At 50.8% G+C, this 12,790-nt stretch carries 9 protein-coding genes; 5 read left to right on the top strand and 4 right to left on the bottom strand.

Features of this window, described 5'->3' with window-relative positions:
• The first annotated feature begins 8 nt into the window (after positions 1-8).
• Both fadJ and CWE12_RS04205 read left to right on the top strand, forming a co-directional pair.
• Positions 9-2,132 carry a fatty acid oxidation complex subunit alpha FadJ gene (fadJ, locus tag CWE12_RS04210; RefSeq protein WP_126788524.1) on the top strand — a complete coding sequence of 708 codons (2,124 nt, stop codon included), beginning with the start codon at positions 9-11 and terminating at the stop codon, positions 2,130-2,132.
• Positions 2,133-2,250: 118 nt separating this feature from the next.
• Positions 2,251-2,457 (top strand): hypothetical protein, encoded by a 207-nt coding sequence (locus CWE12_RS04205; RefSeq protein WP_126788393.1) that lies wholly within the window; start codon positions 2,251-2,253, stop codon positions 2,455-2,457.
• 25 nt (positions 2,458-2,482) lie between these two features.
• Here the strand turns inward: CWE12_RS04205 and CWE12_RS04200 are convergent, their stop codons facing one another.
• The 4 genes from CWE12_RS04200 to nadK form a co-directional block, all read right to left on the bottom strand.
• Entirely contained in the window at positions 2,483-5,245 is a 2,763-nt protein-coding gene (locus CWE12_RS04200; RefSeq protein WP_126788392.1) for an insulinase family protein, read from the bottom strand.
• A 129-nt stretch (positions 5,246-5,374) separates the two neighbouring features.
• The gene (locus CWE12_RS04195) at positions 5,375-5,722 is read right to left on the bottom strand and encodes an outer membrane protein assembly factor BamE (protein ID WP_198675679.1); all 348 of its coding nucleotides are present in this window, start codon (positions 5,720-5,722) and stop codon (positions 5,375-5,377) included.
• A 142-nt stretch (positions 5,723-5,864) separates the two neighbouring features.
• Positions 5,865-7,532, bottom strand: a complete 1,668-nt coding sequence (gene recN / locus CWE12_RS04190; RefSeq protein WP_126788390.1) for a DNA repair protein RecN — start codon at positions 7,530-7,532, stop codon at positions 5,865-5,867.
• A 149-nt stretch (positions 7,533-7,681) separates the two neighbouring features.
• Positions 7,682-8,572: an NAD(+) kinase gene (nadK, locus tag CWE12_RS04185; protein WP_126788389.1), complete on the bottom strand. Its 891-nt coding sequence runs from the start codon at positions 8,570-8,572 to the stop codon at positions 7,682-7,684.
• A gap of 206 nt (positions 8,573-8,778) precedes the next feature.
• On the opposite strand from nadK, the gene grpE reads away from it, so the two are divergent.
• From grpE to dnaJ, 3 genes are all read left to right on the top strand, one after another.
• Positions 8,779-9,411: a nucleotide exchange factor GrpE gene (gene grpE / locus CWE12_RS04180; protein ID WP_126788388.1), complete on the top strand. Its 633-nt coding sequence runs from the start codon at positions 8,779-8,781 to the stop codon at positions 9,409-9,411.
• Between the two features lie 142 nt (positions 9,412-9,553).
• The gene (dnaK, locus tag CWE12_RS04175) at positions 9,554-11,479 is read left to right on the top strand and encodes a molecular chaperone DnaK (protein ID WP_126788387.1); all 1,926 of its coding nucleotides are present in this window, start codon (positions 9,554-9,556) and stop codon (positions 11,477-11,479) included.
• Between the two features lie 93 nt (positions 11,480-11,572).
• A complete protein-coding gene (gene dnaJ, locus CWE12_RS04170) occupies positions 11,573-12,718 on the top strand; it encodes a molecular chaperone DnaJ (RefSeq protein ID WP_126788386.1) in 1,146 nt (381 codons plus the stop codon).
• Positions 12,719-12,790 lie beyond the last annotated feature (72 nt).

The following is a 12,790-nucleotide window of genomic DNA, read 5'->3' as shown; positions in this document are numbered from 1 at the left end:
TAACGCAAATGGATACGCAGCAGGGCGCTTTTACTTTAACCAAGCGGGACGATGGCATTGCGATTATCACCATCGATGTCCCTGGAGAAAGTATGAACACGCTGAAGTCGAGCTTTGCAGATGAAGTAACGACGCTGCTGGATAAAATTGAAGATGACAGTGAAATCAAAGGGGTTGTCCTTATCAGCGGTAAGCCCGGGTCGTTTGTGGCGGGCGCTGATATTCGCATGATCAGTGAATGTGAGACGGCAGCCGATGCGGAGAGCCTGGCGCGCCAGGGGCAAGCGTTATTTGACCGTATCGAAGGACAACGGATTCCGTTTATTGCCGCGGTTCATGGTGCCTGTCTCGGTGGTGGTCTTGAACTGGCGATGGCATGTCACGGCCGGGTTATTTCGGACTCAGCAAAGACCGTGATGGGGCTTCCGGAAGTGCAGTTGGGTCTGTTGCCAGGTTCTGGCGGTACTCAGCGGTTACCACGCATTGTCGGCGTCCAGCAGGGCTTAACGATGATGCTGACGGGTAAACAGTTGCGACCGAAGCAGGCGAAAAAGCTGGCGTTAGCGAATGATGTTGTGCCTGAGAGTATTCTTCTCGATGCGGCGGTAGAGCTGGCCAAGAAAGGCAAACCAAAGAAAGCCAAAGCGAAGCAGGGCACCATGCAAAAGGTGTTGGAAGGGCCTCTCAGTTCAGTATTGTTCAATAAAGCACGGGAACAGGCGCAGAAAAAAGCGCAGGGCAACTACCCGGCGATTGACCGCATTATCGATACCGTACGTCACGGTATGAGTAAAGGCTTCAAAGCGGGACTTGAACTGGAAGCTAAGAACTTTGGCGAACTCGCGATGACGGCTCAGAGCAAGCAATTGCGTAATATTTTCTTTGCCACTACGGAAATGAAAAAAGAGACAGGTGCCGATGGCGTGCAGCCGGATAAAGTAAAAAAAGCTGCGGTGTTAGGTGGTGGTTTAATGGGTGGTGGTATTGCCCATGTCACGATTAGCAAAGCCAAACTGCCGGTACGACTGAAAGATATTGGTCAGGAAGGTATTAAGAACGCACTGAACTACCATTATAAGCTGCTCAAGCCTAAGGCGAAGCGCAAGATTATACGTCAGTCAGAGCTTGAAAAGCAGATGCTGATGCTGAGTGCGACGACGGATTACTCCGGTTTTAAAGATGTCGATCTGGTGGTGGAAGCGGTATTCGAAGACTTGGACCTGAAACAAAAAATGGTCTCAGATATTGAACAACATGCGAAGACGGAGACTATCTTTGCGACCAATACATCGTCGTTGCCTATCACCAAGATTGCGGCGAAGGCAGAACGTCCTGAGCAGGTGATCGGGTTGCATTACTTTTCGCCGGTCGAGAAAATGCCATTGGCGGAAATTATTACTCACCCGGGAACCTCGGCGAAAACCATCGCCACCACGGTTGCGTTCGCCAAAGCACAGGGTAAAACACCTATCGTCGTGCAGGACGGTGCTGGTTTCTACGTGAACCGGATCCTGGCCCCGTATATGAACGAAGCGGCCCGTTTGCTGCTTGACGGAGAGCCAATCGAACACCTCGATAAATCGCTGGTTAAATTCGGCTTCCCGGTAGGCCCGATCACCTTGCTGGATGAGGTTGGTATTGACGTTGGAGCCAAGGTTGCACCGATTCTGACGGACGAGTTAGGCGAACGTTTTGCCGCGCCAAATGCGTTTGATAAGTTACTGGAAGATGGCCGTAAGGGGCGTAAGACGAAGAAGGGCTTCTACAAATACGAGGGCGGCAAAAAAGGCAAGGAAGTCGACAGTAGCGTGTATCAGATACTGGGAATTTCGCCGCAGAAACGTTTGTCACAGGATGAAGTTGTTGAGCGCTGTATTTATCCGATGCTGAACGAGGCGGCCTGGTGTCTGCAGGAAGATATTATTCGCTCCCCACGGGACGGTGATATCGGCGCTATCTTTGGTATCGGCTTCCCGCCGTTCCTGGGTGGCCCATTCCGTTACATGGATAGCCTTGGTATCGAGCAGGTGGTTGAGACGTTACGCCGCCTGGAAAAAGAGCAGGGTAGCCGTTACGCGCCTTGTGAGCTGTTACAGCAGATGGCTAAGGACAAGACTCGCTTCTATGGCTAACAATGTGGGCTAACAATGTGAGCTAACAACACGGGTTAACAAATTAAGCGAATTGAAAAGGGCGGTGATTTCACCGCCCTTTTTTTGTACAATAGGGGTCTTAAGTAAAGGGGGTTGTATGTTAGTTCTACCCGTTATTAGCGTGTTATCCGCAGTTTATTTTTACATTCAGGCACTTAAAAACGCCATGGGTGCTAAACGCTGGTGTCTGTTAGGGCTCTTGCTGGGTCCTTTGCTACTGCCTATGTTCAATACGCATAAACGTTTACTGGGTTTGCGCGCATCCAACTGTGCCACCCCAAGCCCGGATAGCTTCCACGCCTGATTAACGTATCGGAGAAGCTACCAGTTTACTGGTCCCGGCCTTCAGCCTGACTCTCTTCGCTTTCGCAAGTAAGCCACAGCGCAGCGGCCTGGGTAAGTAACCGACTACTGGCAGACTCGACCAGCGTTGATAGTTGCGTACTGCTCACTTTATCGGCCATAGCCTGAGCCAGGCTAAAGTCGGTATCATTAATATTAATGCTGGTCCACATCCGCTGCGCACGAACCCGCAAATTCGGGTCGCGGTCTGTTAGCTGAGCAATGACGCTTTGCTTGGCGGATTGCCATACAGCATCCGGCACCTCAATTAACTGCTCACAGAAACTGCGAATAAAATCCCGGATCGCAGTTTCCATCTCATCCAGACTGGCATGCGGGGACTGCACATAAAACAGCAGGCCGGGGCGTCCGTTCATAGGTACATAGCTGGTTCCTACCATGTACCCCAGCTGCTGTTCAGTGCGTAGTTCGGAAAAGAAGCCCGGCGAAATCAGTTGGTTTAACAGCAGGAAATGAGCTTTCTCCTCCAGGTTTAACGACTGCCCCTGACAGAAATAGGCAATGGCGTTGTCTGGGTGAGGCAGACGGCAATGAAACCGCTGGTCACGGCCTGGCTCGAGTAGCCGCACTTCGCGCAGTGGACCTTGCTGGGGACGGTTCTGTAAGCCCAGACCCTGGGTAACCATGGTGGTTAGTTGCTGTGCGGTATCGATGGGCCAATCGCCATGAATCAGCATAATCGCGTTCATTTGCCTGAAGATTTCCGGCATATAATGCTGAAACTTACTCGCGGTCATCGTTTTCAGCTCAGCGGCGAGGTCGGGACCAATATAGCAACCGCGCTGCAGGGTTTGATTAAGAACCGTGAACAGATGGTTAATCGGCTTATGCCGGTTGAGGGCGATCCAGTTGTGATAGAGGTGCTGCTGAATGGCGTTGAAACGCTGTTCATCAAACTCGAAATCAGTCAGCGCTTTGATAATTTGCTGCAGCAACTCTGGTTGGCGCTGAGAAAAACCACTGACATGAATGCTGATCCCTGATTGCTGTGGATAGACATTAAACTGAATGCCAGCTACTTCTGCGTCGTAGCAGCGCTCATTGAGTTTATCCAGAACCAGTTCACACCATACCCGCGCATGAGCGAATGCCAGGGTGTTATTTGTTGCCTCAGGCAGGACCAGTGACAGGTATATGTGTCCTTTGGGAACCCGGAAGTCGGCGTCCTGCAAGTGCCATGACTGCAATGCCGGGGCACTGGCTAACAGCCGAGGTAATCCTGCACTTGGCTCACGCAGCGGCTGTGGTTCAACCTGTTGGGGGATAAACGGATTAGGTGACGGGAACTGGCACAGCGGTTGCTCTGGCTCGTGATTGAGCGCGCGCAGCTGATCGCTACTGAACTTCTCAGCACGGTACGCGGTGTCGTAGAGCGAGGTCGTCTGATTGACCGGCAGTGAATGATGAATAAGCATTAACCGGCAGTGCTCAGGGCGCATGTAGTCGAGCAGGCTGGACAGCTTACTGTGGTTCATACCCTGCATCAGATAGTCGCCGGAAATAATATGTTCAGGGGCGTAATGCATCATGTTAATGGATAACTGCGATGCTAAATCAATGCTGCGGATAGCGTCCTGATAACGATACGACAGCGCCACCATTTGTTGCCGCTCGTGATAGTGAAAGTCTTCAATACCCTGTTGGCGCAACGCGTCGATAGCATTGAAGATAAAGTGCGCTACCTGCAAATAATTGTCTAAGCCACGCTGGGTAAGCTGAATATTAAAATTGAAGTCTTTGAAGTTACTGCCGCTGATGCCGCCTCCGGCAGACAGGTCGGTAATCCAGCCTTTCGTTTTTAACTCAGAACAGAGACTTCCAGGCCCTTCGTAGCCGAGCATGTGAGCAAGTAAGCTTGTGCTCTTGAACGGGTAATCGTCGTTGATGCCGGGCAGGGGCATGGTGAGGATCATGCGACAGGCATTTTTTAATGGCCGCACATGTATAACGACCCCTTTTTGCGCCTCGGTGTAGAGCGGCTCGCTGATGGATTCCGGTACTTGCGCGGTGCTACCCCGGGTAATCTCAGCAACGTCGCTAAAATAAGTGGAAGCCAGTTCATGAAGCTCATCTAACGATTGCGGCCCGACCAGAACCAGAGTCATGTTCGCGCTATGGTACCAGCGCTTAAAAAATGCCTGTAAATGCTGTTGCAGACTTCCATCCTGGTTTCCGACCAGGGTTTTCGCGTTGCCGACCGAGAACTTCGTAAATGGATGGTTTGGATTGGCGGTCTCTTTATGAACCTGATACAGGCGGCGAAGCTCGTCATTCAGCTTCATCCGATACTCAGACTCAACCGCTTGCAGTTCTTTATCTATCCATTGTGGCGAAAAGCCAGGGGCAATGAATAAACGGGAAAAACGCTCAAGTGCCGGAGCAAAATGCTGCGGCCGAATATCAAAATGAAAGTTGCTATGTTCGGTTCCCGTCCAGGCGTTGTGCTGACCGCCATGCTGGTCAACAAAATCAGGATAGTCATCGGGGTCGGGAAAGGTGTCTGTGCCCATAAAGAGCATATGCTCAAGGAAGTGAGCCAGGCCCTGTACGTTTGGCGGGTCCTGAAAATGGCCCGCATTAATGGCAACAGAGGCGGCGCTGTGCAGGGCGTCAGCGTCATGCACCAGTAATACGGACAGGCCATTGTCCAGTTCAGTAAGCTGATACTGGCGATGGTCGTTTGGACTCTTTTCTAACCTTGTGCTCGGAGAGCTATTTTCAGGCACCATAGTTTCCTTAACTAACTATCCTTGGTTAAGCCGCATTGCTCAGAAGTTGGGATCAGGCCTTTGGAAACGCTTGTGAAACCACTCTCGTACTATACGACAACAAGGTGCCTGCTGGATTTACTTTTTACATTAATCAATCAGGGGGACGTCAAATTGTTCCGGCTTGTCGAAATCGCCACTGATATCTGCAAGCAGGTCATCGTCGAAGTGAACTCGGAATTCGCGCACGGTCACGTCACCACGGCCAGGTTTCATCCGGTACATATAAACCCAGTCCTCGTTACGAAAACTATTGTCGACAACCGGAGTTCCGAGAACAAATTTAACCTGTTCACGGCTCATTCCTACACGCAGTTCATCGACGTCGCGTTGTTCAATAAAGTTTCCCTGAGGGATATTGATCTTATAGACCAAAGGGTCAATAAGCGAACATGCTGACAGACTAACAACAGCAATGGCTAGAATAAGTGCTTTCATGACGTACCACATTTTATAATGAATGGCTGGATGATAACGAAAGCGCCCGAGGTTTACTAGCCTAGCAATAGTGGCTGGCGAGATTCATCAGGCGCAATTAGATGGACTCTGTGTAAGGTAAAAAGTTCGCGCCAGTTTATGCTTAACTGGCTAAAAGTTCCTGTGCATTGGCGAGCGCTTTCTCACTCACTTCATCGCCCCCTAACAAGCGAGCAACTTCGATAATACGCTCATCCCCTTGTACCGGTACCATAATGGTTTCAGTTGAGTTTTTGCGATGGGTCTTCTCGACCCGCATTTGTTGGTGGGCCTTGGCCGCAACCTGAGGTAAGTGGGTTACACAGATGACCTGGTTTGTTTCGCCGAGACGACGTAGCAGTGAGCCTACGGTGGCAGCGGTGGGGCCACTCACACCGACATCGACTTCGTCGAACATCAGCGTAGGCGTGTTGGCGCGGTGGGCGGTAATTACCTGAATAGCAAGGCTGATGCGTGATAATTCGCCGCCGGAGGCGACCTTCTGCAGTGGCTGCAATGGTTGCCCTGGGTTAGTACTGACGTTAAACAGAACATGGTCAATACCTAATGCAGAGGCATGCTCAATACTGCTATCAACGCTGACCTTAAATTGGGCGGCTTTCATATTCAGCTGCTGCATGCTTTCTGTGATATTTTTAGCCAGTTTGGTGGCTGATTTTATACGTGACTGGGAAAGGCTGTTGGCCGCAGTTATGAAGGCTTGTTTGGCCTCGATCAGAGCTTCGTCAAGATGCTCGGCTTTATCGCTGCACTGTTCTATTTCAGCCAACTCCGCTTCGAGTTGCTGGCGCAGTTCAGGCAGTTGTTCAGCACTGATCTGATGTTTTTTTGCCAGTTGAATAGCGGATGTCATACGCTTCTCCAGCTGCACCAGTTCCTCTGAATCAACATCAATGTCGTCATGGTAATGACGCAACTCACGGACCGCTTCTTCAATTTGCACACCCGCCTCAGCGAGTAAATCCACCACAGGCTGTAACGACGCGTCGACACTGGTTTGTTCGCTGAGCCGTTCGATCACCGTTTGCACCAGCGAAAAGGCATTGTTGTGCTCACCGTCGAACATACAGTTAATGGCAAATGCTGATTCGTCGCGCAGGGTACTGGCGTGAGCCAGGCGCTGGTGGTCGGTTTCAATTTGCGTAAACTCGCCTTCCTGCAGGTTGAACTCCTGCAATTCTTTAACCTGGTAGCGAATCAGTTGCTGACGTGCGCTCAGATGCTCAGAGCGCTCCATAATCTGTTTCTTTTCTTTGCGCAGTTGCTGCCATTCACGCCACTGTTTGCGCACTGTCTGCAGTAATGAGGAATGGTCAGCGTAGTGATCTAATAAGCGTAACTGGTGGTCTGGCTGACTGAGCAACTGGTGCTCGTGCTGGCCATGAATATTAACCAGTAACGGGGCCAGCCCCTTCAGCAGGCTAATAGGCGCGGGGGCTCCATTGATATAGCCTTTAGAGCGGCCTTCTTTACTCAAGGTGCGGCGTAAGATGCAGTCGTGATTGTCGTCGACTTCAAGTTCATGCTCCTGCAGCCATTGTTGGGCAAGGAGATTGTTTCTGATATCAAAAACGGCGCTGATTTCTGCTTTTTCGGCACCGGGTCGAACCATACTGGCTTCAGCCCTGTCACCCAGACACAAGCCAAGTGCATCAAGGGCAATGGATTTACCCGCGCCGGTTTCGCCGGTGATAGCAGTCATCCCAGCTTTTAATTCGATATTCAGGTCTTTAACTATCGCAAACTGACGAACCTGTAATTGCACTAACATAGATACGCCTCATATACGCAAAAATGAACTGTGTATTTATACAGTAACTATATACAGTGTTTATCCAGTAGTGCAAACTTTTTTCGCTGATTTCTTCAGCACTTTGCTGGCGAATCAGCGAAAGCGCACATGGAGCAGGATTTGTGGCGTCAGAAAAGACGACTGCCCCATTTTAATTTGTTGCGTAGCACGTGGTAGTAGTTGTAACTTCGCGGATGGATCAGGCGCAGCTGACGGGGATGCTTTTCGATGACCACATCGTCGCCGGGGCGCACCGCCATGGTCACGTGGCCATCGCAGCTGACGTGTAAAGGGTCGTTGTCGTGGGCGATACGGATACGCACCTGACTGTTACCGTCGACCACAATCGGCCGGCTGCTGAGGGTGTGCGGAAACATAGGAACCAGTGTCATAGCGTCCATATGAGGGGTCAGAATGGGACCGCCTGCAGACAGAGAATACGCAGTTGAACCGGTTGGCGTGGCGACGATTAGACCGTCTGAACGTTGTGAAAACATGAACTCGTCGTCAACGTACACTTCAAACTCGATCATGTGCGCAACTTTGTCGGAGTGCAATACCATTTCATTAATGGCGTTGTTGCGAGCTGCAGGCTGGCCGTCGTGACAGACACTGGCTGACAACAAATAACGAAACTCTGTTTTGTAGTCGCCTTTCAATACCTCGAGCAGTGGTTGCAGTGCATCGTCCGGATTGAGATCAGTCAGAAAGCCAAGGTTGCCGCGGTTGACGCCAATCACCCCAATTTCATACTGGCTGAGCACACGTGCGGCCCCGAGCATATTGCCATCACCACCCACGACGACTGCCAGATCAGCGCGTTGACCTATTTCATCAATGCTACAAAGTTCGGCGCCCGCCGGGTGATCAAGCATTTCCCAGCTACTGTGTTCAAGCAGAATTTGGCAGCCATGTTCCAGTAGGCCGTGGTAGAGCGCGATCAAGCTGTGCTGAGCCTCCGGCATGCTTGCTTTACCCATTAGACCGATACAGGTAAATGGTGGGGTAGTGACTGGCATTGGCATCTCGCTCCTGAAGTTTGTTTCAAAGTACGTATTTTAACGGTTTAAATCAAGCATCTGCTGGTTGCGAGTGGAAAAGATGGCAGTGAATATAAAAAATGGCTTGAATCGCTGCTAACTGCCCCCATTGTGTAGTTCATCCAACAACGAATAGCGTTTTAAAACTAGAGCGCCTTGTTAATCTGACGTTTAGGGAGTCATTCATGACCAAGCCAGATAATTCACAGTCAGCTGAATCGCAGGATCAGCAGCAACCTCAGGATGCAGCGCCATCATCTGAGCAGCAGGCCGATAACCAGCAGCCCAATGGTCAGGCTGATGAACAAAGCCAGCTGCAGCGCATTGGCGAACTGGAAGCGGCACTTGCTGCTGCCGAAGGCGAGGCGAGCGCACGTAAAGATGCAGCTTTGCGCGCGGCTGCCGAGGCGGAAAATGTTCGCCGTCGTGCAGCGCAGGACGTGCAAAAAGCACGTGACTTTGCGTTGGAGAAGTTTGCCGGCGAGTTACTGCCAGTGGTAGACAACCTTGAACGGGCGATGCAGTCAATGGATGCGGAAGAAGACGCGATTAAGGTTGTCCTCGAAGGCATCGATATGACCTATAAAAGTTTTCTTTCAACGCTGGAAAAGTTCGGCGTTGAAGTAGTTGACCCGCAGGGGCAACCATTTAACCCGGAGCATCATGAGGCGATGGGCATGCAGGAAAGCGAAGAGCACGCACCGAATACGGTGATGGCGGTGATGCAAAAAGGCTACACCCTCAACGGCCGTTTATTACGTCCGGCAATGGTGATGGTGTCCCGGGCGCCAACGTCTGGTGTCAACACGACCGCCTGATCGCTGAATAAGGTCGAGAAATTTTTGTCTCGACCTTTAAAAATAAATAACCGCCCCCATTTTAAGGGTATTGAAATTTAGAGCCGTCACCCACAGTTAGGTGACAACTCAGTAGCAAATTGCAAATGAATTGGAGAACATCATGGGCAGAATTATCGGAATCGACTTAGGTACAACCAACTCGTGTGTGGCCGTACTTGATGGTGAAAAAGCGCGCGTGATTGAAAACGCGGAAGGTGATCGTACAACCCCGTCTATCGTGGCGTTTACCGAAGACGGCGAAACCCTGGTTGGCGCACCAGCGAAGCGTCAGGCTGTAACCAACCCGCAGAATACGTTGTTCGCGATTAAGCGACTGATTGGTCGTCGTTTCGAAGACGAAGAAGTCCAGCGCGATATCGGCATTATGCCGTTTGGTATTGTTAAAGCGGACAATGGCGATGCCTGGGTTGAGGTTAAAGGTGAAAAGAAAGCACCACCACAAATCTCAGCTGAAGTGCTGAAAAAGATGAAGAAGACTGCTGAGGACTACCTTGGCGAGAGCGTGACCGAAGCGGTTATTACAGTACCAGCCTACTTTAGTGACGCTCAGCGTCAGGCAACCAAAGATGCCGGTCGTATCGCAGGTCTTGATGTTAAGCGTATTATCAACGAGCCAACAGCGGCAGCGCTGGCATACGGCATGGACCGCAAGAAAGGCGACAACGTGATTGCGGTGTACGACTTAGGTGGTGGTACATTCGATATCTCAATCATCGAGATTGATGAAGTTGAAGGCGAACACACCTTTGAAGTACTGGCGACCAATGGTGATACTCACTTAGGTGGTGAAGACTTTGATAACCGCGTTATCAACTACCTGGTTGAGCAGTTCCAGAAAGATCAGGGCATTGACCTGCGTAAAGATCCACTGGCCATGCAGCGTTTGAAAGAAGCTGGTGAGAAAGCCAAAATTGAACTGTCCTCAGCTCAGCAGACGGAAGTAAATCTGCCTTATATTACGGCTGATGGAAGTGGTCCTAAGCATTTGGCTATCAAGCTGACTCGTTCGAAGCTGGAATCACTGGTTGAAGATTTGATTAGCAAATCACTTGAGCCACTGAAGCAGGCCTTAGCGGATGCTGATCTTAAAGTAGGCGAAGTGGATGACATCATTCTGGTCGGTGGCCAGACACGGATGCCGAAAGTGCAGGAAGTGGTTACTGACTTCTTTGGTAAGTCGCCGCGTAAAGACGTTAACCCTGACGAAGCGGTAGCAGTTGGTGCTGCGATTCAGGCTGGCGTGCTGTCTGGTGAAGTGAAAGACGTACTGTTGCTGGACGTATGTCCGCTGTCGCTGGGTATCGAAACCATGGGCGGCGTGATGACCAAGCTGATTGAGAAGAACACAACGATTCCGACGAAGCAGTCGCAAACGTTCTCAACCGCGGAAGACAATCAGTCGGCAGTGACGATTCATGTGCTGCAGGGTGAACGTAAGCGCTCTGGCGATAACAAGTCGTTAGGCCAGTTTAACCTGGAAGGTATCCGCTCAGCGATGCGTGGACAACCACAGATCGAAGTCACCTTCGATATCGACGCCGATGGTATTCTGAATGTGTCAGCGAAAGATAAAGACACTGGGAAAGAGCAGAAAATTACCATTAAGGCTTCGTCTGGTCTGAATGAAGACGAAGTTGAAAAAATGGTGCGTGACGCTGAAGCTCATGCGGAAGAAGATAAGAAATTCGAAGAAATGGTGCAGGTTCGTAACCAGGCTGACGGTCTTGTTCATGCAACCCGTAAGCAGATGGAAGAAGCCGGTGATGAGTTGTCGGACGATGATAAAGCACCGATTGAAACTGCAATTAGTGAACTCGAAGACGCTATCAAGGAAGGCGATAAAGAGGCAATCGAAAGCAAGCAGCAAGCGCTGATTGAAGCCTCGGCCAAATTGATGGAAATCGCCCAGCAGAAAGCGCAGCAACAAGGCGCGGATGCGGGTGCCGATGCTGACGCTGCAAACAACGCTGCAGATGACGTAGTTGATGCAGAGTTCGAAGAAGTGAAAGACGACGACAAGAAATAAGCTTGTTGGCGAAGTAACTTCTGATGGCACGGGCGTTGGCGAAAGCGGCGCCCGTGTGTTTGTAAACAGCAAGGTGACAGAGAAGACGTAGTTATGGCAAAAGCGGATTATTATGAAATCCTTGGCGTAGGCAAAGACGCGAACGAACGTGATATTAAAAAAGCCTACAAGCGTATGGCAATGAAATATCATCCCGACCGCACCAAGGGTGACAAAGAGTTAGAGGCCAAATTCAAAGATGTGAAAGAAGCCTACGAAATACTGAGTGACTCTGCTAAGCGCCAGGCATATGACCAGTATGGCCATGCCGCGTTTGATCAGTCACGAGGTGGTGGCGCTGGCGCAGGTGCTGGTGGTGCTGACTTCTCAGATATCTTTGGCGATGTATTTGGCGATATTTTTGGTGGCGGACGGCGTGGCGGCGGTGGCCCCCGGGCTAGTCGTGGCGCAGACTTGCGCTACAACCTGGAAATGTCACTGGAAGAAGCGGTTCGCGGTAAAACCGTTGAACTGGAAATTCCAGCACTGACTGAATGTGGCGACTGCCACGGCAGTGGCGCGGCAAAAGGCTCGAAGGCTGAAACCTGTGATTATTGTCATGGTGCGGGCCAGATTCAGATGCGTCAGGGCTTTTTCGCAGTGCAACAAGCCTGCCCACAGTGTGGTGGCCGCGGCAAAGTCATTAAAAACCCGTGCCGTACATGCCATGGTGAAGGACGCGTTGAGAAGAGCAAAACGCTGAATGTGAAAATACCTGCTGGTGTTGATACCGGTGACCGGATTCGCTTGAGCGGTGAAGGGGAAGCGGGCGAGCATGGAGCGCCTGCGGGTGACCTGTACGTTCAGGTACACGTTCGCGAGCACAGTATTTTCAAGCGTGACGGTAGCAATTTATATTGCGAAGTTCCGATTAGCTTTACCCATGCAGCGATCGGTGGGGAAGTTGAAGTGCCGACCTTAGATGGCAAAGTTAAACTTAAAATCCCGACCGAGACCCAGACTGGACGTATGTTCCGTTTGCGTGGCAAAGGCGTTAAGTCAGTCCGAAATGGGGTCACTGGTGACTTGATTTGTAAGGCGGTGGTTGAAACGCCGGTCAATCTGTCAGAGAAACAAAAAGAGCTGTTGCGTAGCCTCGATGAGTCAATGGGTAAAGGCGATGAAGCCGCCCGTTACCGGCCAAAAGAGCGCGGTTTTTTTGATGGTGTGAAAAAGTTCTTTGATGACTTAACCAGCTAATCTGAGTGGTGAATGTCACGGTGATTATAAACCGGGAGTTTATAAAAGGAGCAGTTTACTGCTCCTTTTTAC

The organism is Aliidiomarina sedimenti, assembly GCF_003986955.1.
Taxonomy (GTDB): Bacteria; Pseudomonadota; Gammaproteobacteria; order Enterobacterales; family Alteromonadaceae; genus Aliidiomarina; species Aliidiomarina sedimenti.
This window is presented reverse-complemented; position numbering and strand designations above follow the sequence as displayed.

Excerpts from the sequence above, each read along its gene's own strand:
- CWE12_RS04200 (WP_126788392.1), bottom strand. The coding sequence starts at position 5,245 with ATGGTGCCTGAAAATAGCTCTCCGAGCACAAGGTTAGAAAAGAGTCCA.
- CWE12_RS04205 (WP_126788393.1), top strand. The coding sequence starts at position 2,251 with ATGTTAGTTCTACCCGTTATTAGCGTGTTATCCGCAGTTTATTTTTAC.
- dnaK (WP_126788387.1), top strand. The coding sequence starts at position 9,554 with ATGGGCAGAATTATCGGAATCGACTTAGGTACAACCAACTCGTGTGTG.
- CWE12_RS04195 (WP_198675679.1), bottom strand. The coding sequence starts at position 5,722 with ATGAAAGCACTTATTCTAGCCATTGCTGTTGTTAGTCTGTCAGCATGT.
- grpE (WP_126788388.1), top strand. The coding sequence starts at position 8,779 with ATGACCAAGCCAGATAATTCACAGTCAGCTGAATCGCAGGATCAGCAG.
- fadJ (WP_126788524.1), top strand. The coding sequence starts at position 9 with ATGGATACGCAGCAGGGCGCTTTTACTTTAACCAAGCGGGACGATGGC.
- dnaJ (WP_126788386.1), top strand. The coding sequence starts at position 11,573 with ATGGCAAAAGCGGATTATTATGAAATCCTTGGCGTAGGCAAAGACGCG.
- recN (WP_126788390.1), bottom strand. The coding sequence starts at position 7,532 with ATGTTAGTGCAATTACAGGTTCGTCAGTTTGCGATAGTTAAAGACCTG.
- nadK (WP_126788389.1), bottom strand. The coding sequence starts at position 8,572 with ATGCCAGTCACTACCCCACCATTTACCTGTATCGGTCTAATGGGTAAA.